The sequence below is a fragment of the Intestinibacillus massiliensis genome, from assembly GCF_900155735.1.
GTDB classification, from domain to species: domain Bacteria; phylum Bacillota; class Clostridia; order Oscillospirales; family Butyricicoccaceae; genus Intestinibacillus; species Intestinibacillus massiliensis.
In genome coordinates, this window is sequence record NZ_LT707054.1 from 110,193 (window position 1) to 131,756 (window position 21,564).

Consider the following 21,564-nt stretch of genomic DNA (forward strand, 5'->3'; position numbering starts at 1 on the left):
GAATACATGTTTCAGTCGTCAAACGGGTTCCAGCTCTTGGGGATAAAGAGCTTTTTATACATCATGATCGAGTACCGGTCGGTCATGCACGCGATGTAGTCGCACACCACGCGCGCGCGGCTGTCCCGGTCCATCAGCTGCCGGTAATCCTCCGGCAGCTCGTCGATATGCCCGTAAAAATACCCATACAGCGCGCGCAGCATATCCATCGCCCGTGCCTCCTCGGCCTGCGCCTTGGTGCCCTTGTAGATGCTCTGGAAATTGAAGCGCCGCAGCGCCAGCATGGCCTCGTGGATTTCTGCGTCCATGCCGATGCCGCCGGTGCGCTCGCCGTATGTAATCATATTGCTGACCAGCGTATCGATGCGCTGGCCGTGCGTGTCCCCGAGCGTCGCGCGCAGTTCTCCGGGGATATCCGCCTGCCGGATCAGCCCGGCGCGCAGCGCGTCGTCGATATCGTGGTTGATGTACGCGATGCGGTCGGCAAAGTGGATGATCTGCCCTTCCAGCGTCTGTGCCTTTTTGCCGCCGGTGTGGCAGACGATGCCGTCGCGCACCTCCCAGGTCAGGTTCAGCCCCCGGCCATCGTGCTCGATGCGCTCCACCACGCGCAGGCTCTGCTCGTTGTGCCGGAAGCCCTCCTCGCACACGTCATTGAGCGCGGCCTCGCCCGCGTGGCCGAAGGGCGTATGCCCCAGGTCGTGCCCGAGCGCGATCGCCTCGGTCAGGTCCTCGTTAAGGCACAGCGCGCGGGCGACGGTGCGGGCGATCTGCGCGACCTCCAGCGTATGCGTCAGCCGGGCGCGGTAATGGTCGCCCTCGGGCGAAATGAAGACCTGCGTCTTGTTGGACAGCCGCCGGAACGCCTTGGAGTGGATGATGCGGTCGCGGTCGCGCTGGTAGCAGGTGCGCATGGGGCAGGGGGCGATTTCCCGCTCGCGCCCGCGCGTATGCGCGGCCAGTGCGGCGCCCTTGCCCAAAACCTGCGCTTCCCGCGCCTCCAGCCGTTCCCTTACCGTCATAGCCGCCCTGCCTTCCTGCGTCCGCCACAAACCGTTCTACATGTATAATACCAAGCGGGTTTGTCTTTCCCTCTTTTTTTTCGTAAATTATTTTTTAAATATTATCCCGGGCGCGCCCTGCGTGCAATCCGCAAGTTTTCGCGCCCCTCTTGCAATCTTTCCCAAAGTATGCTATGATTACTCATGGAAAACAAAAATGCGGCAGCCTCCCGGGTGTGACAGCACCCGGGAAGCCTATGCAGGTGAGCACGCACCTACACAACGGCCATTCACAGGCCGTACCGCGGATTACAGTATACCACATTTCCCCCTTTTTTACAACCCCGGGCCAGCCACCGCCTCCGGTTTATTTACATTTTTGTACATAAACCCTGGCCCGGCGTCCCATCGCGGCAAAAAGGCAGCCCCCTTTTGCCGCCCTGTTTTGCGTTCTGGTTGTGGCGCGTCCCCTCCTCGGGATTTGAACTGTATGGGGGTTTGTGGCGCTGTTCCCCGCGCCCGCGTTTCTGACGATATGCGGCTTTTGCCGCCCCGCCGGACGCTGTGTAGGACTTCAACATCCTGCGCAGCGTTTTTTGTTTTCCCGCGCACGGCGGGAGGGGTTTTGTCCTTTTTTTTATCCCCTCCCTGTCCGCGGCGTGCGGAAAACCGGCGGGGCGGCGTGGTGCGCCGCCATCCGGCACGTCCCCCGGCCGGGCGGGGGGCCACAGAAAACTAACACGGACAGCGTGATGCTGTCCGTGTTTTTTTGCGCCTGTTTACTTGACCCGCCTGCCCATGAACCTGCTTTCCATCACCTCTGCGTACACCGTGCCCGCGGTCGCGTCCGCCAGCGCCCGGTTGAGCGCCGCCGCGCCCCCGGCAGGGATGGTGCAGGTCAGCGTCACATCCGCGCCGAAGTCCGTGTCCTCGGCCGCGCAGTCGAAACCGGGCAGCATATGCAGCACGGTTTCGTATAGGTGGTAGGGGCAGGCCACCAGCAGCACGTCGTACAGGCTCATGCGCTGCACGCCCGCCGCCGCGACGGCGATTTTCGCGCCTTCGGTATAGGCGCGCACCAGCCCGCCCGTGCCGAGCAGGATGCCGCCGAAATAGCGCGTCACCACGCAGCACACATCCACCAGCCCCTCGTGCCGCAGCACCTCGAGGATGGGCAGCCCGGCGGTGCCCTGCGGCTCGCCGTCATCCGAATACCGCATCATATTGCCCTCGCGCAGGATATATGCCCAGCAATTGTGCGCCGCGTCCCAATAGGTTTCGCGCATTTCGCGTATTTTGGCGGTCGCTTCCTCCGGCGTTTCCACATGCCACAGACGCCCGGTGAATTTAGAGCGTTTTTCCTCAAACCTGTCCTCGCCGTAGGGTTCGGCGGGAATGAAATAGTCCTTTTCCAAGCTGTCACCTGCCGTGCCGTCAGCCGTCCGTCATATAGGCCTGCATCCGCCCATAGGTTTTATCGTCGACCACCGCCTCGACCATCGTGCCCTCCGCGGCGTATTCCACCGTCAGCACCTGCGCCTCGCGGTGCAGCGCGTCGAGCAGCGCGCCTTCGCTGTACGGGATGAGCAGGCGTACGCGGTGCTTGCCGCGGCCGAGCGCGGTCTCCACCGCGGAAAGCAGGCGGTCAAGCCCCTCGCCCGTTTTGGCAGAGATGCGCACGCCCTCGCGCTCGGTAAACTCGAGCACGTCCGGGTCGCACTTGTCGGACTTGTTATATACCATGATGCAGGGGATTTGCTGCGCGCCAAGCTGCGCGATGACCCGCTCGACCGTGCGCACCTGCTCGCGCCACTGCGGGTCGGACAGGTCGGCGACGTGCAGCAGCAGGTCGGCGTAGCTCAGCTCCTCCAGCGTCGCCTTGAAGGCCGAAACCAGATGGTGCGGCAGCTTGCGGATAAAGCCGACCGTGTCCGACAGGAGGATTTCCTGCGTGTCGGAAATGCGCTTTTTGCGCGTCGTCGGGTCGAGCGTGTCGAAAAGGCGGTCGTTCGCCTCGATGCCTGCGCCGGTCAGGGTGTTGAGCAGCGTCGATTTGCCCGCGTTGGTATACCCCACGATGGCCACGAGCGGCAGCTCGGTCTTTTTGCGTTGGCGGCGCTGCACCGCGCGCACCTGCCGCACCTGTTCCAGGTCGCGCTTGAGCTTGTCGATCCGGCTGCGGATGTGGCGGCGGTCGCTTTCCAGCTTGGTTTCGCCGGGGCCGCGCGTGCCGATGCCGCCGCCGAGGCGGCTCATGGACTTGCCCAGCCCGGCCAGCCGCGGCAGGATATACTGGTACTGCGCCAGCTCGACCTGGAACTTGCCCTCGCCCGTGCGGGCGCGCTGGGCAAAGATATCGAGGATCAGCCCCGAGCGGTCGAGTACCGTGCGCCCGGTGATCTCCTCCAGCGTGCGCATCTGGGAGGGTGAAAGCTCGTTGTCAAATACAATGAGATCCGCGCCGTTTGCATCCGCCAGCATGCGGACCTCCTCGGCCTTGCCCTCGCCGATAAAGGTGCGCGCATCGGGCGCGGGGCGGTTTTGCAGCGCCCGGCCGACGCATGCGCCGCCCGCCGTTTCCAGTAGCGCCTCCAGCTCGTCCATCGTCTCCTCGGTGGAGTCCTCCTCCGCGGTAAAGCTGCGGCAGGACAGCCCGACAAGCACCGCGCGTTCCTTCTGATATTCCTGTTCTATGTTGTCCGTCAATGTACGTACCTCCGGTCTGGGGCGCATCCTGCGTCCCCCTGTGCGGCGTGGCCTGCGGTAGCGTCGTTTGCTGCGTACCGCGATTCGTGGAATAGCCGGTATAATGGCCGCTTTGCGGCTATTATACCACATTCCCGCCGCTTTATCCAGACGTACTTTCCCGCGCCCCCGCAGGCAAAGGCTGCGCCGTGCGGCACTGGGCCGCACGGCGCGTTAAAAGCTTTATTCCACATTTTCCGCAATTTTCAGGGTTTCCGCCTTGTCAAACGGGCCGCTGATTTTGAAAACCGATTCGCCGTCCGACCAGATGACCGCATAGCCGTCGTTTGTCTTGAAGAGCGCCGCGTCGTAGCCGCGCACCTTGACCTGCTCCGCCGGCTCGTCCGAGTTCTGGTACATGACCGTCGAGGTCGTCTGGCTCTGCTCATAGATCATTTCGTCGTCGCCGTTGGCGTAGAGCGCCAGCAGGTGCATGTCGCTGCCCGCGGTGTCGGTGAGGCGGTAGCCCTCCGGCAGGTACATCGGCAGCTTGAAGTCGCCTTCTATCGCACCGCCGCCCGTCTTGCCGGGCGTCTGGAACTGTATCCGCGTGCCGCCGCTTTCCGAGCTGTCCAGCACGATGTTGAGCAGCCGGACGCGCCACGCGTCCACGCTCATCATGGTGACCCCCGCAACCGTGACGACCAGCGCCGCCGCCACAACGCCGCGCCCCATATACCGGAAGCATTTGCGCCGCTGTGCCGACCGCCGTATTCTGCGCAGGAGGGCGTCCATCCGCCCTTCGAGCGCCGGGGAGGGCACGGCGTCGCCCACCGGATGCGCCGCGTCGCAGAACTGGTCGTAAAGCGCGCCGAGCTCTTCCTCCGCCGCGCACGAGAGCAGCTCGCCCAGGATATTGTCCGCCTGTTCCGTATTCACAACGCGTCGCCCCCTTTCCCTGCCAGCCACTCCTTCACCTTCTGTTTGGCGCGGTGCAGCCGCTGGTTCACCAGGTTTTCCTCGATCCCGAGCACCTTTGCAATTTCCACGCCCGATAGCCCCGCGCCATATTTGAGCAGCAGCGGTTCCGCATATTTGGGATCCAAAAACCGCAGCGCCTGCCGCAGCTCCTCCATGGACTCCTTACGCAGCAGCAGGTCGAGCAAATCCTCCTGCTGCATGTCCGGGTTCTCCCCATGCGCTTCGTGATCCAGCGTCTGCGCGCCGATCGTGCGCATCTTGCTTTCATAGAGGTCCGCCACCGCCTGCCGGCACATTAAAACCAGCAGGCCGCCCGTCCTCCGTTCATTATCTTCATCTATCCGGTCTGCCAGCCCAATGACCTTTTCGAAGGTTTGCTGCACCGCGTCTTCCGCCAGCTGGCGGTCGTCCGTCGCGGCCATCGCGGCCCGCAGCATGGCACCGGCATATTTCCGATAGAGGCGCTCCACCTTGTCCGCGCCGCCTGCCGATCCATCCGCCTTCATCCCAAAATCCACCTTTACATAAATTGCCTTGCCTTTATTATACAAATCTTTCCGTAGGTTTGCAATTTATTTTCTTGGCGGCAGGCCAGTGTCTTGGCTGTATCTGTAATTATATGAGTTTTCTTCCAGTCCAGGGGGAAAGGGGGCGCCGACCCGGCAGCCTCCTTCGGTGGCCAAATCGGCGTTATCCCACGCAGTAGCTCGCTTCATATGCCGTCTGCATATGGAGCAGTTTGCCGCACGGATTGGCCAGATAGGCGAACCCGTTCTCCACGACATCGTAAATATGCAAGGGGGAAACCTCGTAATAGTTGAGCAGATACGTAAAAAACGCCGCCCAGAGCTTGCTTTCCGTTACATCGTGCACTGCAATGCCCTCGCCCTCAATGCCGTACTGTGTAACCCCGCCGCTCTCGCGGCTGACAATCCGATACATGGCCATACCTCCTGTTTTTAGAAGAAAACTCCATTCCCTTTAGGGCGTCCCATCCAGCCCTATATTATATATACGGCTGGAACCATGCAAAACTTACAGCGTCCGACAAAAAAATTTAAACTGCTAAAGCGATAGCACAGAAACGCCGCCCGCCCCGTCCCCACGCCGGACGCGGGCAGCGCGATATCCGCAAGCCAGCCCTTCACCGCCCCGCGGGATGGGAAATAGCCGCTGGCGTACATACGGAACCCTTCCACACCAGCAGATGGTCTGCGCGCAGCAAAAAACCCCGCCGTCCCAACCGGGACAACGGGGCCTCTTCTCTGTGATTACTTGTCGAGATTGAATCTCTTCTTAAAGCGGTCAACACGTCCGCCTGTATCTACCAGCTTCTGCTTACCGGTAAAGAACGGGTGACACTTGGAGCAAATTTCGACAGAGATGTTCTCCTTGGTGGAGCCGGTTTCAATCACATTGCCACAAGCGCAACGAATCGTCGTCTGCTTGTAGTTGGGATGGATACCTTCCTTCATGCTTGTTTCACCTCTTTCCGCATAAGCCTTACAGTCGTACGATTATGATATCACAGCCCCCGGCAAAATGCAAGAACTTTTTTATCCTGGCATGCATAAAAACGCCGCAATTTTACAGCAGCCCAAAGCCGGGGCTTTCCATCACGGCTTCCATCCCGCATAGGCAGAACGGATGCCCGGCGGGGTCAAACATCACCCTCCAGGTATCGGAAAACTGCTGCTCCGCGACGGTCGCCCCGCAGCGCAGCGCGTATTGCACGGCTTTTTCCAAATCATTCACGGCGAAATCCAAATGCGCCATTTGCTGCTGCGCGCCCGGTTCTTCCGGCCACACGGGCGGCTGGTACGCCGGGTTGCACTGGAACGTGATGCCCGGATACGCGCCCTGCGCCGTACCGGGCGCGCCAATGCAGGCCCAGTCTTCATCGTGGAACGCAATTTCCCAATTGAGCAAGCCCGCATAGAATTTTGCCAGCCCATACGGGTCCTTGCAGTCCACCGTAAACGAATACATCTTGATTTTCAGCCCGTCACCCATTGCAAAAACCCTTTCAGCCCGTTGGGGCGCGCTTCCCTTTCGGCACGGCGCCGCGTGCCTGGGGAACCGTTATTTTTTACGCCTCGTCCGTCCCATCCGCGCAGCCGCCTTCATAATAACTGCCGTTGTAGCTGTCGACGACCTTTTTGCTGAGCGGCGACAGCAGCATGCCGGCCGCCAGGCCGGAAAGCGCCGCAATGGCCAGGATCAGCGCGCGCTCCGTCGCCGGCCGCTCGTCGCCCACCAGGCTTTTCATCCATTTACACATTTGCAATACCTCCTCATTCCGGATAAGATAGCTGTCCCGCCGTCCAGCCCGCGAGCACGGGGAGCATGCTGCACGCCATCTTGCGCGCGCCCTCAAGGTCGTGCTCCAGGTAGTTGCCGCACTCCGGGCGGCTTACGCCCGGCACCGCGCCTTCAAACGAGGCGACAAACGCCATCGTATCCTGTACCAGCTTGATCGCGTCCTGCGCCGCCATGTCCCGCACCAGGAAATAAAAGCCCGTGCGGCAGCCCATCGGGCCGCAGTAAATGACCTGCCCGCCCAGCGGCGAATTGCGCGTAAACGTGGCGAACAGGTGCTCAAAGGTGTGCATAGCCGCGTTTTCCAGGTATACGCCGCCGTTCGGCTTGACCATGCGGATGTCATAGGTCGTAATATCCCCGTCCACGCGGGAAACATACATGCCCGGCGTCAGGGTATCGTGGTTTACTTCAAAACTGGCAATCCGTTTCATGTGATCCTCACTCCGTAATTATCTGTGTCCTTTGATTATATCACAATCCGCAAAAAACAAAAGCGGTATTTGAATTTTTGCCCCGCCTTGACGGAAAAGCGCCGCATCCTGTATAATGGATCCCAAGCATACTATTTGTTATAAAAGGAGAGTTTAAATATGGTTTGGGGAATTTTAGGCGCGCTCGACGAGGAGGTCGCGCTGATCCGGGAAAAAATGGACGTACGCGAAAAGGCGGAGCTGCTCGGCACCTGCTTCTATCAGGGCACGGTTTCCGGCAAGGAGGTCGTCCTTGCGTGCTGCGGCATCGGCAAGGTGAACGCGGCGGTCTGCACGGCGACCCTGATCCAGCGTTTCGGCGCGGGCTGCGTCATCAACGTCGGCATTGCCGGCGCGATGCGGCACGGCCTGCACGTGATGGACGTGATCGCCGCGCGCGAGGTGGGCTTCCACGACCAGGACGCGGTTATGCTGCATTACTATCCGGAAAAGGAGTTTTTCCAAACGGACGGCGGCCTGCTCGACCTGTGCACCCGCGCCTGCGCGCAGCTCCCCGGCATGAAGGGGACGTTTTCCCCCGGCCGCATCGTTTCCGGCGACGTGTTTGTGAGCGATAAGGCCACAAAGGACGCCATTAACGCCCGCTATGCGCCGGATTGTGTCGAGATGGAGGGCGCGGCGGTCGGCCATGCCAGCTATATGCACGACGCGCCCTTCCTGGTCATCCGCACCATGTCGGACACTGCGGACGACGGCGCGCAGGAAAGCTACGACAACTTTATCCACGACGCGGCGGCGCAGAGCGCGCACATCATCCTTAAGATGTTGGAAATCGGCTGACCCCGGCAGGAAACCGCACCGTTAACTTTTCCCTTGACAATAGTTTACGGTGCGGTTATACTTTTACCAGTGTGGTAAACCATATGTTTTATTTAAGTTTACAAAAGGAGAATGAACATGAAAACCCCTGTCAAAACCATGGTGTCGGCTGCGCTGCTCGCCGCGCTGACCGCCGTTTGCTCACAAATCGCCATCCCCCTGCCGTGGGGCGTCCCGCTGAACCTGGGCACGCTGTCGGTCTTCCTCGCCGGCGCGCTGCTCGGCGCAAAGTGGGGCTTTATCAGCCAGCTTGTGTACGTGCTGCTCGGCGCGGTCGGCGTGCCGGTCTTTGCCGGGTTCCGGGGCGGGCTGGACGCGCTCGCCGGGCCGACCGGCGGTTACCTGCTGGGCTACCTGCTGGCTGCGCTGCTTATCGGCCTGCTGGTGCAGTACCGGCCGCAGAAAAAATGGATGCTGCCGCTTTCCATGGCCTGCGGGCTTGCCGTGTGCTACGCCTTCGGCACCGCCTGGTTTATGATCCTGACCGGCACGGGGCTGCTGGCCGCGCTCGCGCAGTGCGTGCTGCTCTTCCTGCCGGGCGACGCGGCAAAAATCGCCGTCGCCAGCCTGGTCGTCGCCCGCGTGGGCGCGCTGCGGCTGCGGCAGCCCACCCAGGACGTCCCCGCAGCCTAAAAAGAATCCCCGCAGGACCCAGGTCCCGCGGGGATTTTTGTCATTCGCCCTTATATTCCGGCTCGCGCTTTTCCAGGAACGCGTTCAGCCCCTCCTCAAAATCCTTGTGCCGCGCCATATACCGCGTATAGGTGACCTCCAGGTCGTTTTTGCGCTTCATCTGGAAATCCTCCTGCGCGTTGAGGCAGGCCTTGAGGTAGCGCAGCACCAGCGGGCCGCGGCGGCAGATTTCGCGCGCCTTGCCCATGGCGGCCGGCATCAGCTCGTCCACCGTATCGACCACCTGGGTCACGCCGCCGTACTTTTGCAGCTCCTCCGCGGTGATGAACGAGCCGCAGTAACACATGTCGCGCTGGATTTGCGGGGGCAGGATGCGGCCGAGGTGGCCGGAACCGCCGACAACCGACAGCTTGGCTTCCGGCGCGCCGAACTGCGTGCCCTTGACCGCGATCGTGATATCCGCGCCCGCCGGGTAGCACAGGCCGCCGCCTAGGCAGTGCCCGTGCACCGCACAGATGAGCGGTACGCGCAGCTCGTACAGCGCAAGCGCGCCGTCATAATAGACCTCCTGGGTGTTGGTAACGTCCTTGTCGACGACGCTCTGCTTGAAGCGTTTGATATCCACGCCCACGCAGAAGGTCTTCAGGTCGGAATGCAGGATGCATACCCAGATATCGTCGTCATGGTTGATGTAATCGCACAGCAGCAGGATTTCTTCCTGCACCGTGCCGCTCGCCGCGTTGACCGGCGGGTTATGCAGCGTCATAATGCCGATATGGTCCTCAACCGTCAGAAAAACCTGCTCCAGCGTGTGCCCGCCGACCGCTTCCACGTTCCTTGTCGCCATACTATTTCCGTCCTCCCGCAATATATCCCGCGCGCCGCGCCGCGGCGCCCTTTGTTTTCCAATACATCTTCACTATACTGTTTTGCTTGCATTTTGTCAACACATTGCACGAAAATGCCGTTGACACCCCTGCCGAATATGGTATAATAGCCGCAAAGCGGCGGTTATACCTATGGCATCCATGTTTGCGAAATACGGCGCAGAATTTGGCATTGGGGCTGTATGCCCGCCGCCGCTGTGGTATAATGGCGTTAAGGGAATTTTTGCGCGCCGCCCCGCCGTGGCCGGTGCGCGTACTATGACACAGGAGGCCAGACCCATGAAAGAATTTAAAATGTACCTCGACCTGCTTTACTATGATTCCTTCAAGGAATTTATGGAAGACGCGGCGGTCGGAGAAGGCGATTTCGTCCTGACGAATGAGTTCCTGTACAACCAGTTCGTCAAGCCGCTGGAGCCGTCCTGCGGCGCGCTGTTCATCGAAGCCTACGGCCTTGGCGAACCGACGACCGAAATGGTCGACCGCATCCGCGCCGACCTGCCGGACGGCGTGCGGCGCATCATCGCGATCGGCGGCGGCAGCGTGCTCGACATTGCGAAGATGCTGTCCCTGCACGTGTCCTCCGGCAAGACGGAGGACCTGTTCCTCGGCGACGAGGCGCCCAGCCGCGTCTATGACGTTTACGCCGTACCCACGACCTGCGGCACCGGCTCCGAGGTGACGAACGCCTGCGCGGTCGAACTCGTCAGCCTGCACACCAAGCGCGGCCTGAACAACAACCTGATGTTCCCCGCCAAGTCCGTCCTGATCCCCGAGCTGATTTCCGGCCTGCCCTACAAGTTCTTTGCCACCAGCTCCATCGACGCGCTGATCCACGCCGTCGAATCCTATATGTCCCCCAAGGCCTGCCCGCACACCGAGCTGTTCTCGAAGGAAGCCATCCGCCTGATCCTGCGCGGCTACCAGTACATTGTGGAAAACGGCCTTGAAAAGTGGACCGACCTTGCGGACGAGTTCATCCTCGCGTCCAACTATGCCGGTATCGCCTTCTGTTCCGCGGGCTGCGCGGCCGTGCACGCCCTGAGCTACCCGCTCGGCGGCAAGTACCACATCCCGCACGGCGAGGCCAACCAGCTTGTATTCGCGGCGACCTTCCGCAAATATAAGGAGAAAAAGCCGGAGGGCAAGATCAACGACCTGGAGGCGCTGTTCGGCGAGCTGCTGGGCGTGCCCTCCGACCAGGCGCTTGAAGCGGCCTTTGCCCTGTTTGACAAGGTGCAGCCGCGCAAGCCCCTGCGCGAGTTCGGCGTTTCGGACAGCGAATTCAAGGACTTTGCCGAGGGCGTGATCGCCGGGCAGACGCGCCTGCTGAACAACAACTATACCCTTCTGTCCCTGGAGGATATGGTCGAAATCTATCAGGCGATCTATTAAGCAGATACAGGATAAAGAGAAGGCCGGGAGCAGTTTGCTCCCGGCCTTCTCTTTATGATTTTATTTATGCGTTGCCCATCCCGGCGTCGGGCGTCAGGAAACGCAGCTCCTTGGTGTAAATGCGCCAGAGCAGCGCCATGGAAACCAGGAAGGAAACGATCTCCGCGACCGGGAACGCAAACCAGACGGCGGGCAGGCCGGACAGCTTTGCCAGCACAAAGGCCACCGGCAGGATGACGACGAGCTGGCGCGCGACCGATACGATCAGGCTGTCCACACCGCGGCCGACCGCCTGGAATACCGTGGAGTTCACGATACCAAACGCCGCACCGATAAAGGACAGGCTGATCAGCCGCAGCGCCGGCACGCCGATCTCCAGCATTTCGTCGGACGCGCTGAACATGAGCAGCAGCTTATCCGGCAGCGCCCAAAAGATCGCCGTGCCGACCGCCATAATGCAAAACGCGGCGATAAACGTGACCTTATAAGCGCCCATCAGGCGGTGCCGGTCGCGCGCGCCGTAGTTATAGCCCATAACCGGCATCGCGCCCTGCGTCAGGCCGAAGACCGGCATGAAGATGAAGCTCTGCAGCTTAAAGTAGACGCCGAGCACCGCAACCGACGTCGCGGACAGCGTGTTCAGGATCGCGTTCATGCCGGTCAGCATGACGGACGCGATCGCCTGCATAACGATGGACGGGAAGCCGACCTGATAGATCTGGCGCACAATGTAGCCGGAAAATTTGAACCCGCGGAAGGTGACGCGCAGGCCGTGGTTGTGCCGGAACAGAACGGTCAGGCCGATCGCCATGCTGACGAACTGGCCGGTGACGGTCGCGATCGCCGCGCCCGCGATGCCCAGCTTCGGGAATCCGAACAGGCCGAAAATCATGATCGGGTCCAGGATGATGTTGACGATGGCGCCCGCAAGGTTCTGGATCATCGGGAACAGCATGTTACCCGTCGCCTGGATGGTCTTTTCCGCGCACATGGACACGATCGGGAAGCACGCAAGGCCGATGACGATACGCGTATATACACAGCCGCCCGAAAAGACCTCCGCATCGTTTGTGAACGCGTGGAAATACGGCACGGTCGCGACGACCGCCAGGATCAGGAACGCCAGGCCGCTCAGCACCGCGAGCACGATGCCGTGCGTCGCGGCATGCCCGGCCTCCTCCACGTTCTTTTCCCCCAAGCGGCGCGAAATCAGCGAGTTTAAGCCCACGCCGGTGCCCACGCCGACCGAAATCAGCAGCATTTGCAGCGGGAACGCCAGCGATACCGCAAGCAGCGCCTTTTCGCTGATCATCGCGACGAAAATACTGTCGACGATATTGTAGAGCGCCTGGATCAGCATCGCAATGATCGCAGGCAGCGCCATCGTCGCAATCAGGCGGCCGATGGGCATCGTCGCCATCTTGTTTTGTCTCTTTTCTTCCACTTTACTTCCTCCTACCAAACCAAAAAACAGGGCTGCAACGGCAGGGTAACCCGCCATGCAGCCTTTCACTGTTGTTCTATTCTAACGCAATAAAAATTTGATTGCAATCCCCAATTTGCAAAAAACCGCTCTTTTCCCTGCAAAATTACAGGATGCGCGCCATATGGCACAGCGGGCCGTTGCCCGCGCCGAGGTCAAGCCCCCAGGCGATCGCGTCCGTAATATACGCCTTGCCCCGGCGCACGGCCTCCACGAGCGGCAGCCCCTGCGCGAGGTAGGCCGCGACCGCGGACGATAGCGTACAGCCCGTCCCGTGCGTATTCGGGTTTTGCAGCCGCGCCGCGCCCAGCCACAGGGGTTCGCCGCCGTCAAGCAGCAGGTCGTCGCTTGTCCCGTCCTCCAGGTGGCCGCCCTTGAGCAGCACCGCCGCGCCGGTTTGCGCGGACAGCGCGCGCGCCGCCGCGAGCATATCGCCGCGCGTCCGCACCGGCAGGCCGGTCATCTCCGCGGCCTCGGGCAGGTTCGGCGTAATGAGCGTGACGAGCGGCATCAGCGCCTGCATAAGCGCGCCGGACGCGTCCGCATCCAGCAGCCGCGTGCCACTGGTTGAGATCATGACCGGGTCGAGCACCGTATATCGCGGCGCGTAGGCGCGCAGGGCGTCCGCCACCGTTCGGATGGCCTCCGCTGTGCCAAGCATGCCGATCTTGACGGCGTCCGGCACGATATCCGTAAATACGGCCTCGAGCTGCGCGCGCACCATCCCCGCCGGGACGGGATGCACCGCATGGACGCACGCCGTGTTCTGCGCCGTCACCGCCGTGATGCAGCTTTCGCCGTACACGCCGAGCGCGGTGAAGGTCTTGAGGTCGGCCTGGATACCCGCGCCGCCCGAGCAGTCCGACCCCGCAATGGTCAGCACGGCGGGCAGCGTGCGGCCGGCCATCAGCCTGCCGCCTTTCCCGCGAGCTTGCCCGCGAGCTCGTCAAAGCTGCGCTCGATGAACAGGTCGCTCACCGAACGGAGCAGCGTCTCCCCGGCCGCGTACGCCGGCTCCGCCAGGCCGCACACGGCAAAGCCCGCCTTTTTTGCGGTCTCCGCCGCATAGGGCGCGTCCTCAAAAACCATGCAGTCCTCGGGCGCACAGCCCATGCGCGCCGCTGCCTGCAAATAAATATCCGGTTCGCGCTTGCTGACGCCGATGTCCTCGATGGTCAGCAGGAAATCAAAATACCGCAGCATATCGCGGTCGAGCAGCGCCTTTTCCGCGTGCATCCGCGAGGTCAGCGTCGCAATGCAGCAGGGTACGCCCTCGCCGCGCAGGCGTTCGAGGAAGCCGGTCACGCCGTCCTTCGGGCGCGCTAGGCGCGCATAGCGTTCGGCGATCGTGTCGTTCAGTCCCGCCGCCATCTGCTCCGCGGTCAGCGGCACCTGCGGGTAACGCCGGGCAAAGTATTCCGCCGTCTGGTACTGGGTATGCCCTTCGATCGCGGCGTAATCCTCCGGCGTGATGCGCACGCCATAGGGGTCTAAAAAGCCCTGCGAGAGCTGGTGCCACACGCACATAGAATCCAGCACGGTACCGTCCATATCGAATATTGCGCCTTTAATCAACTTCATTCCGTTTCATCCGCCTTTAATCAGTTTCACTTTTTTGCAATCCATCCCGCAGCCCGGGGCTTGCAAGGCTCGCGCCGCCCTATCCCGAAGCCTTTTACAGGCTTTTCAAGCATGTTATCTGATGCTGAAGTATATTATACCGTTTTTTATCCCAAAAGGCAATCCGTGCCCGGCATAAACGCCTGCCCGGCGGTACGGTGGCGGTGCACCGCATGGGCAACCATCCACCGGGTATGCCACATACCCCCGCGTGCAAAAAAAGCAGTTGATGCGGGGGACGTTTTGCCGTATGATGGAGATACAGCTTTGGAAGCCCCGTTTTATAGGGATTTGCCCACCTCATTGGCGATAAAGCAACTGGTTGCAAGCCGATCAAGGAGAATTTTATGCTGTTTCAAAAAGAAAAAGTAAAGGTGCTCGCGCACCACACCGGCAGGCTGGCCGCCTTTCCTGCGGAGCACCTGCTGCTCTCCGTGCAGGGCAGCCGCGGGGCGCTCCACATGGGCTGGCATGATACCGGGCAAGCCGAGCCGGATGATGGGCTGGGCTACCGTTCCATCCTGTACCTGGGCGAAACCCCACTGATCCAGATTTTAGGCAGCGGCTGCCCCACCTGCGAAAGCCTGTTGGCGGCCGGGTACGGCCTGCCGGGGGACTGTAACGCGCTCCAGGCGGTAAGGGCGGCATTGGGGCAGCCCTATGCCGGGCTTGCCGACGCGGTGGCGCGTGTGCGCCCAATCCTCGGCCTGCTCCAGCCGGGCATCTATACGCTGTCCTATTCGGGCTACTACCCTACAGACGGTGACGGGCGCTTCTTCTGGGACATACCGGAAGCGCCGACCCCCTATAAAGCGACGGCGGAATACTATAACACAGAGAATTACGGCGTACTGCCCTGCTTCCCCTGTTTCCTGTACCCCGCCCAGGGCGCGGGGACGTACGACCCCCGGCGGGTGGCGCACTACCGCCGGCGCCTCCAGGCGGGCGAGGATATCCCGCCCGTCCTGGCCTATTCGCTTTGGGGATACATGGGCGTGCTGCTCGACGGGCACCATCGCGCTTGCGCCTGCGCGCTGGAGGGGAAAACCGTGCCTGCCCTGACCATCTCCCGCCCTGGGCGCATCTGGCATGAGCAAGTCCCCTACCTCCTCTGGCCGGATGGGGAGGAGGTTCCGGCGTCTTCCCTGACCCCGACGCAGCAGGCTCTTCTTGCCCATCCGGCCGGGAAGAAGCACCCGGGGACGCCCCCGCCCATGGAACCTTGTATCCATTTCCGCCGGGCGTGGGAGCCGGCATATCGCAAGGCCGCACGACAATTTCCCACCTGTACCGACGTCGGCGCATTGGCGCTTTATCCGGGCATCGGGCTGGACGCGGACGGCCTGCGCCTACTGGCGATGGACGACGACTATGAGGCGCCGGGCTTGGCTGCACAGCTGCTCCGCTATGCCGCGCGGCAGCCCGGGGCGGATGCGAAAGGGCTGGCGATGGCCTTTATTGCGCCTGGATACCCGGCGGTACTGCGGCAGAGTGCCTTTGCAGTTTTGGATCAAATCAAAGGCGACCCCGAAATCGACGATTTAATGATTTCTGTCCTGGTCAATTGTGAACGGAAGGACGACCCCATCTACCGGATCGCCGACAGGCATTGGGAATAGGGGGAGGGAACAGAACCATGCGGGGTGCGGCGTAATGGGCTGCACAGGGATAGATTAAAAGCACCCCCTTCCGCTTTAGGGCAAAATCGCCCAGCGGCGGCAAAGGGGACGGAATCAGAAAGGGAGTTACGCACGGTGACCACGTTTGCATTAAAAATTACCGCCCTGGTCTTGATGGTGCTCGACCACGTGGGCTTATATTTCCAGCCCTTCCTGCCGCCATGGCTATTCTTGCTGCTGCGGCTTATCGGGCGGGGGAGTTTTCCCCTTTTCCTCTTTTGCATGGCGCAGGGCTATTCCCACACCCACAGCCGGAAGGCCTACCTCTTGCGGCTTTACATCGGCAGCCTCTTTATGACCGTCTTTACCCTCGCCATACGCCATCTTTTTCCCGCTGAGGGCTTTGGCTACAACAACCACAACATCTTCCTGACCATGCTGCTGGTGGGTCTCCTCATCAGCACCCTGGAAACGGTGCAGCGCGACCGGAAGAAGGGGCTTTGGATGGCGGCGGGCATATTCGCCGTCCAGGTGCTCTATTTCGCCGTCTTCCACTTCGTCCCCTTCGTCAAACACAATGTCGGCGGCGACATCCTCGCTGGCGTGATCCCCAACCTGGCGCTGAGCGAATATGGGCTGGAATTCGTAATCCTGGGGGTGCTGATGTATTTCCTGCGCGGCCGCAAGGACCTGTTCGCCGCGACGTATCTCCTGTTCTGCACCGCGCAGTTTGGCTATGAGGCCGCCTGGAGCGCGTTGGGCTTTCCCATCCAGTTCGCCATGGCCATCGCCCTCCCGCTCATGCTGCGCTATAACGGCCAAAAAGGCCGGGGGATGAAGTGGTTTTTCTACATTTTTTATCCCGCCCATACCTTCCTGCTCTTTTACCTGGCAAACTTCGTATGGCAACCGTAGCGAAAATACCGGGAACCAGCCGGCGACGCCAGAGAGGAAGCCCCGTAGCGGGCGGGAAGGCTGCATTTTCGCCGCCCGCCATATTCTCCCATTGGGGAGCCTTTCGGGCGACGTCCGGCACAGGGGCTTCCCAGCGCAGTTTGACGCGTCCGACCTCCCCGAACCCTCTTCCCCCGCCGGGCAGCTTGCCAAACGGGGCATCCCGCGAGCCGTGGTTATGCCTGTCCCAAAGCGGATACTGCCGGAGTTACAAAAAAGGCGCTGTCATATGGAAGCACTCCGCTTCCTTCATGACAGCGCCTTTCTTTTTATAAGCGAGGGGGGGGCAACCACGCCCCTCCCGCGCCCCTCCGTACAATCCTTTTATGCCCGCGCGGATATGGCTATCGCTGCGGCCCCGCGGTATGGTGGAGTGCCGGCGGCTTTACATTGAAATTAGAACGGTACTCCGTCTCATGCCAGTAAATATCCTCGGCTACCAAGCATTCCGGATTCAGTACCACCCCGTCCAAGATGAGTTCCTTGAATTTTTTATAGCCTGCCCGGTCAATGAGATGGCCGCCATGGAGGTATTCCGGCTTGTAGTCCATCACCCAGGCGGAGAACTTCTGCCAGTTGCGCAGGACCGCGAGTATCACGTCCTCCGTGGCCCAGTTGAGGAACATCTTGCCGGTGCGCGGCGTCTGCCGCCCGGTGCGCCCGCCCAAAATGACGCGGTAAAACTTTTGGGCGTCCCGTGTCCAAGCGCCGGCAGGGCACGCACGCACGCACTCGCCGCAGCCCACGCAGCAACACGCATCCTTTTCGACCTTGCCCGTGTTCTCATTGAGCGCGAGGACACGGGACGCCCGCTCTTCACAGGCGCGCACGCATGCGCCACAGCCCAGGCACCGCTCCGGGTGATAGGTCATGTGGGCAATGCCGATCACGCCAAAGTCGCACAGGTGCGCCTTGTTACAGTCGTTCGGGCATCCGGAGATGTTCAGCTTAATGTGATAGTGGCTGGGGAAAATAATGGGTTCGATCTTCCTCGCCAGTTCAAAGGTATTGCAGTTGCCGAAGATACAGTGGTAGTTGCCGATACAGGCGGTAATATTACGGGCGCCGATCGTGGGATAACCGCTCTTGGGGTCCCACGGCTGCGGCTTGCCCGCTACCGTATCCATGTCCGCGCCGCAGAGGGTTTCGTCCACCTCCCGGATATACGTTTCCAAATACGCGTTGACGGCCGGGATATCCTCATACTTGATGCCGGGGATTTCAAAGGACTGGCGGGTGCCGAAGTGGAAGTTGCCGTCGCCCCAGGTTTTGGACAAATGCTCCACCATAGACAGGTACTTGGCGTCCACCATGCCGCCGGGCACCCGCATTTGGAGCATGAACTCCCCAGGCACCTTGGACTGCCGGAAACAGTTTAACCGTAGATTTTTGACGTTAATATCATGGTTCATGGCATGTTCTCCTTCCTCAGTCCACCAGTGCGCTGGCAATGGGGTATGGGAATACCGGGCCGTCCAGGCAGACATATACCTCGTTGATTCGGCAGTGGCCGCACTTGCCGATGGCGCAGGACATCTTCCGTTCAAAGCTCATCCAGATTTTGTCCGGTTCTGCGCCGCACTTCAAAAGCTCCAGGCCGGTAAAGCGCATCATGGACGGCGGCCCCACCACCGCGACGGCGTATTCCCCGCCAAAGGTGCTAAAGGGGACCTCCTTGACAAAATCCGTCACAAAACCCGTCCTCCAGCCTTCCTTCTGCGCGGCGTCCAGGGCATAGATGGTGTTAAAACACCCTTGCCAGCCGTCCAGCTCCCCGCGGAACAGGATGCCGCCCTCGTCTTTGAAGCCCGAGATTAAGTAGACGTCCTGCACGTAGCCGGGATGCTCCTGAAAGAAGCGGAGCATCGAGCGGACTGGCGCCAGGCCGGTGCCGCCCGTGATAACCACCACGTGCTTCCCCTGGAACGACTCCAAAGGCCACCCCTTGCCATAAGGCCCCCGGAGGAAGAGCGCATCCCCCGCCCGCTTGGTAAAGATACGATCCGTGACCTTGCCTACGGAACGGATAGTGAACTCCAGCCAACCGTCCCCTTGGGCGGAAACGGAGATCGGCACCTCGCCGACCTTTGGGATGGACAGCTGCATAAACTGCCCGTGGGCAGGATGGACGTCGGTGGCCACACGGAAAGTCCATTCATGCGTGCTCTCCTGATGAACCTGCAGTATCTCGCAGCATTGGGGCTGAACAGGATTTACCATAGCATGTCTCTCCTTTACTCTGTCAGGTCCGCTTTGATCTCCGCAACCGCCGCGTTCATTTTTTCTACCGTGGCGGCGATGGAGATGCATTCCGGGCAACGGCGGATACAGCGGCCGCAGCCCACGCACATATGGGAGCCGCCGAAGCGCGCCTTATAGTCGTAATACTTGTGGAACACCTTGTAGCGCATCCGCTCCCCAGGCGTGGGGCGGAGCTCGCGTTGGCCCGCCATCTGGTCGAAACCCGCGATTTGGCAGGAATCGGTCACGCGGCGGCGCTCCCCCACCTCGGGGTTGTCGCCGTACTGGATATCCCGGGTGGTGAAACAGGTGCAGGTGGCGCAGGCCACCGTGCAGCTGCCGCAGGAGATGCACCGGCTGTCGTACTCCTTCCACATGGGATGCTGCCGCAGCAGCCCGCGGACCTCCGGGTCGTCCAGGTCGGGGACCGATACTTTGAGCGCGTTCTCCTCCACAAAGGCCGGATGGTACTCGGTTTCCGGCAGGCCGCTGAAATAGGGTTTGAACGCCTCGTCCGCCACCTGCACCAGCGCGCCGTCCCCGCTAAAGCGGAAGGCCAGCGCATAGTTGTCCGTCCGGTTCGAACCCATGGAGACACAGAAGCAGGTGTCGTCCCCGCCGTTGCACTCCATCATGGCAAAGGTCACCAAATTGCGCATCCGCTCGTAATAATAGTCGTCGAACCCGCCATTCCCGGCATAAATCCTGGACTGTACCTCCTGGGCGTGGATGTCACAGGGACGCGCCAGCAGCAATATCGGCTTCTGGGGATCCTTGCTTGCACGGAACTCCTCTTCTGTAAAGTAAAACAGGGTTTGCTGGATGGGGGAAAGCACCTCTTTTGCCGGGAAGTCGGATTTTGTGTCCCACACGATGTCGCCAAAGGACTCCACCTCGGCGTACCGGATCATATCCGTGTCCGAGTACCGTCCCTCCTGCGGGAACCGCTTGGGGGCATACACCCGGTAATCCTTCCGGAGTGCTTTCAGGACGTCATCGCCCTGGTCCATTGTCAGTAAATAACCCATTCCACAAACCTCCTTCAATACATCTGCGCGCCGTTTCCTTGTTCCTCCATCATAGCACATCGAAGTCCCGGAATAAAATACGGAATTATCATAGCACCATAACGTACGGTAATGCCCAGGCGCCGCTGTCAGGCGTTTGCCTGCGGGAAACCGCACAGCTCTTCAAACAGGCTGCGGAACTCCGATTCGAAGATGCTGCCCTTCCGCCAGAGGAAGGTGAATTCATGGTAAATGGGGAACCCCTGCACGGGGACTTGCCGCAGGCTGCCCTCCTCGAGTTCCCGCGCCACGGCCCTGCCGTATAAAAAGGTAATGCCACAGCCGTTTTTCACCAGCTCCTTGATCACATGCAGGTCGCTGATTTGGATGGTGTGGCGGAAGTCGGAGACATAGCAGTTTTGCTCCGCCAGGGCATGGACGAGCACTTCCCGCGAACCGGAGCCGGGGGTGCGCAGGATCAGGTTTTCCCCTAACAGGTCTTCGATGGACAGCGTGCCATTTGGCAGCGCATAGTTTGCAGCACAGACGCAGAAAAAGGGTTCGGAGCTCCAGGGGATGCTGTCGAACTCGCTCCTGGTGAAGTACCCCTCCACGACGGCGAAGTCCAGGTCGCCCCGGTCCAGCGCGTCCAGCAGATGCTGGGTGTTGTCTACGGCCATGTAGATATCCGCGTCAGGGTGGCGGGAAAGGTAGCCCGACAAATGGGCGGGCATCGCGTATTCCCCGATGCTCATTGTGGCGCCGAACCGGATGGGCCTATCCATCCCCCGCCTGCCCTGGAGTTCGCGCTTGAGCTTTTCCTCATCATGGCACATGGCCAACGCAGCCCAGCGCAGCTGTTCGCCCTCCGGCGTCAATGTGAGCCGTTTGCCCTCGTAGGTGAAAAGCTTCACCCCATAGTAATCCTGCAGGAAGTGTATGTGGCGGGTCACGGCCGGCTGCGTCATACACAGCGCCTCGGCAGCCCGTGTGAAGTTGAGATATCGGCAAACCGCCAAAAAAGTCTCGATCCGGAAATCCAGCATTATGGTCGCCCCTTTCGCTTCCAGTATATCGCGAATCCGCAAGGGATACAAAGGAAATCGTAGGCGGCGCGGGAATGTAAAACAGCGTTGCCCCTATCCCGGAAGGAAGGGGCAACGCCGTTTATGCCATATTTCCCGCTCACTGCGGCTGGGAGCATCCCCAAAAGCCGGTTTGGGGCACGGTTCCCAAAAGATCGTGCCCTGCATGCTGGGACGGTTGATGCGTTTGTGCGGCCGGCCGCAAATATCACATGCCGCGCCTTGTCACCCGGCGCACACCCCGTCCGCCGCGGCACGCAGCACGCGCGCCGCCTGCTCAATGTCCTTACGCCCGTATACCGAGGAGATCGCGCACAGCCCCGCCGCGCCGCAGCCGGCAA

The 21,564-nt window shown here is 60.9% G+C and carries 23 protein-coding genes; 5 read left to right on the forward strand and 18 right to left on the reverse strand.

Features of this window, described 5'->3' with window-relative positions; genetic code table 11:
* Positions 1 to 11: 11 nt before the first annotated feature.
* The 10 genes from CZ203_RS04400 to CZ203_RS04450 form a co-directional block, all read right to left on the reverse strand.
* Entirely contained in the window at positions 12 to 1,022 is a 1,011-nt protein-coding gene (locus tag CZ203_RS04400; RefSeq protein ID WP_087064960.1) for a deoxyguanosinetriphosphate triphosphohydrolase, read from the reverse strand.
* Positions 1,023 to 1,780: 758 nt separating this feature from the next.
* On the reverse strand, positions 1,781 to 2,416 hold the full coding sequence (locus tag CZ203_RS04405; RefSeq protein WP_087064961.1) for an IMPACT family protein: 636 nt from the start codon (positions 2,414 to 2,416) through the stop codon (positions 1,781 to 1,783).
* Between the two features lie 19 nt (positions 2,417 to 2,435).
* Complete coding sequence (gene hflX, locus CZ203_RS04410; RefSeq protein ID WP_087064962.1) at positions 2,436 to 3,707, reverse strand: GTPase HflX; 1,272 nt, start codon at positions 3,705 to 3,707, stop codon at positions 2,436 to 2,438.
* 222 nt (positions 3,708 to 3,929) lie between these two features.
* Positions 3,930 to 4,625 carry a DUF4367 domain-containing protein gene (locus CZ203_RS04415; RefSeq protein WP_087064963.1) on the reverse strand — a complete coding sequence of 232 codons (696 nt, stop codon included), beginning with the start codon at positions 4,623 to 4,625 and terminating at the stop codon, positions 3,930 to 3,932.
* Entirely contained in the window at positions 4,622 to 5,173 is a 552-nt protein-coding gene (locus tag CZ203_RS04420; protein WP_143436127.1) for an RNA polymerase sigma factor, read from the reverse strand. Before CZ203_RS04420 ends, CZ203_RS04415 begins: the two co-directional genes overlap by 4 nt.
* 184 nt (positions 5,174 to 5,357) lie before the next feature.
* Positions 5,358 to 5,609 carry a hypothetical protein gene (locus tag CZ203_RS04425; RefSeq protein ID WP_087064965.1) on the reverse strand — a complete coding sequence of 84 codons (252 nt, stop codon included), beginning with the start codon at positions 5,607 to 5,609 and terminating at the stop codon, positions 5,358 to 5,360.
* Between the two features lie 329 nt (positions 5,610 to 5,938).
* The gene (gene rpmE / locus CZ203_RS04435) at positions 5,939 to 6,142 is read right to left on the reverse strand and encodes a 50S ribosomal protein L31 (protein WP_087064967.1); all 204 of its coding nucleotides are present in this window, start codon (positions 6,140 to 6,142) and stop codon (positions 5,939 to 5,941) included.
* A 112-nt stretch (positions 6,143 to 6,254) separates the two neighbouring features.
* The gene (locus CZ203_RS04440; protein ID WP_087064968.1) at positions 6,255 to 6,680 is read right to left on the reverse strand and encodes a VOC family protein; all 426 of its coding nucleotides are present in this window, start codon (positions 6,678 to 6,680) and stop codon (positions 6,255 to 6,257) included.
* Positions 6,681 to 6,756: 76 nt separating this feature from the next.
* On the reverse strand, positions 6,757 to 6,948 hold the full coding sequence (locus CZ203_RS04445; RefSeq protein ID WP_087064969.1) for a hypothetical protein: 192 nt from the start codon (positions 6,946 to 6,948) through the stop codon (positions 6,757 to 6,759).
* 13 nt (positions 6,949 to 6,961) lie between these two features.
* The gene (locus CZ203_RS04450) at positions 6,962 to 7,420 is read right to left on the reverse strand and encodes an S-ribosylhomocysteine lyase (protein ID WP_087064970.1); all 459 of its coding nucleotides are present in this window, start codon (positions 7,418 to 7,420) and stop codon (positions 6,962 to 6,964) included.
* A gap of 159 nt (positions 7,421 to 7,579) precedes the next feature.
* On the opposite strand from CZ203_RS04450, the gene CZ203_RS04455 reads away from it, so the two are divergent.
* Both CZ203_RS04455 and CZ203_RS04460 read left to right on the forward strand, forming a co-directional pair.
* Positions 7,580 to 8,260, forward strand: coding sequence for a 5'-methylthioadenosine/adenosylhomocysteine nucleosidase (locus tag CZ203_RS04455; protein ID WP_087064971.1), 681 nt, complete (start codon positions 7,580 to 7,582; stop codon positions 8,258 to 8,260).
* A 117-nt stretch (positions 8,261 to 8,377) separates the two neighbouring features.
* On the forward strand, positions 8,378 to 8,932 hold the full coding sequence (locus tag CZ203_RS04460; protein ID WP_235847456.1) for a biotin transporter BioY: 555 nt from the start codon (positions 8,378 to 8,380) through the stop codon (positions 8,930 to 8,932).
* Positions 8,933 to 8,972: 40 nt separating this feature from the next.
* On the opposite strand, the gene CZ203_RS04465 is transcribed toward CZ203_RS04460, so the two are convergent.
* Positions 8,973 to 9,779 (reverse strand): enoyl-CoA hydratase/isomerase family protein, encoded by an 807-nt coding sequence (locus CZ203_RS04465; RefSeq protein ID WP_087064973.1) that lies wholly within the window; start codon positions 9,777 to 9,779, stop codon positions 8,973 to 8,975.
* 319 nt (positions 9,780 to 10,098) lie between these two features.
* Here CZ203_RS04465 and CZ203_RS04470 point away from each other — a divergent pair, with 319 nt between their 5' ends.
* Positions 10,099 to 11,214: an iron-containing alcohol dehydrogenase gene (locus CZ203_RS04470; RefSeq protein WP_159456359.1), complete on the forward strand. Its 1,116-nt coding sequence runs from the start codon at positions 10,099 to 10,101 to the stop codon at positions 11,212 to 11,214.
* 64 nt (positions 11,215 to 11,278) lie between these two features.
* Here CZ203_RS04470 and CZ203_RS04475 read toward each other — a convergent pair whose 3' ends face one another.
* From CZ203_RS04475 to CZ203_RS04485, 3 genes are all read right to left on the reverse strand, one after another.
* Entirely contained in the window at positions 11,279 to 12,658 is a 1,380-nt protein-coding gene (locus CZ203_RS04475; protein ID WP_087064975.1) for an MATE family efflux transporter, read from the reverse strand.
* A gap of 145 nt (positions 12,659 to 12,803) precedes the next feature.
* Positions 12,804 to 13,604: a bifunctional hydroxymethylpyrimidine kinase/phosphomethylpyrimidine kinase gene (gene thiD, locus CZ203_RS04480; RefSeq protein ID WP_087064976.1), complete on the reverse strand. Its 801-nt coding sequence runs from the start codon at positions 13,602 to 13,604 to the stop codon at positions 12,804 to 12,806.
* Positions 13,604 to 14,278 carry an HAD family hydrolase gene (locus CZ203_RS04485; protein WP_087064977.1) on the reverse strand — a complete coding sequence of 225 codons (675 nt, stop codon included), beginning with the start codon at positions 14,276 to 14,278 and terminating at the stop codon, positions 13,604 to 13,606. The genes thiD and CZ203_RS04485 overlap by 1 nt, the downstream gene beginning before the upstream one ends.
* 386 nt (positions 14,279 to 14,664) lie before the next feature.
* On the opposite strand from CZ203_RS04485, the gene CZ203_RS04490 reads away from it, so the two are divergent.
* Positions 14,665 to 15,936 (forward strand): hypothetical protein, encoded by a 1,272-nt coding sequence (locus CZ203_RS04490; protein WP_087064978.1) that lies wholly within the window; start codon positions 14,665 to 14,667, stop codon positions 15,934 to 15,936.
* A 135-nt stretch (positions 15,937 to 16,071) separates the two neighbouring features.
* Positions 16,072 to 16,851, forward strand: coding sequence for a TraX family protein (locus tag CZ203_RS04495; protein WP_087064979.1), 780 nt, complete (start codon positions 16,072 to 16,074; stop codon positions 16,849 to 16,851).
* A gap of 383 nt (positions 16,852 to 17,234) precedes the next feature.
* On the opposite strand, the gene asrC is transcribed toward CZ203_RS04495, so the two are convergent.
* The 4 genes from asrC to CZ203_RS04515 form a co-directional block, all read right to left on the reverse strand.
* Positions 17,235 to 18,302 carry a sulfite reductase subunit C gene (gene asrC / locus CZ203_RS04500; protein ID WP_087064980.1) on the reverse strand — a complete coding sequence of 356 codons (1,068 nt, stop codon included), beginning with the start codon at positions 18,300 to 18,302 and terminating at the stop codon, positions 17,235 to 17,237.
* A gap of 16 nt (positions 18,303 to 18,318) precedes the next feature.
* Complete coding sequence (gene asrB, locus CZ203_RS04505; protein ID WP_087064981.1) at positions 18,319 to 19,110, reverse strand: anaerobic sulfite reductase subunit AsrB; 792 nt, start codon at positions 19,108 to 19,110, stop codon at positions 18,319 to 18,321.
* A gap of 14 nt (positions 19,111 to 19,124) precedes the next feature.
* Entirely contained in the window at positions 19,125 to 20,159 is a 1,035-nt protein-coding gene (gene asrA / locus CZ203_RS04510) for an anaerobic sulfite reductase subunit AsrA (protein WP_087064982.1), read from the reverse strand.
* A gap of 128 nt (positions 20,160 to 20,287) precedes the next feature.
* Positions 20,288 to 21,184, reverse strand: coding sequence for a LysR family transcriptional regulator (locus CZ203_RS04515; RefSeq protein WP_087064983.1), 897 nt, complete (start codon positions 21,182 to 21,184; stop codon positions 20,288 to 20,290).
* Positions 21,185 to 21,564 lie beyond the last annotated feature (380 nt).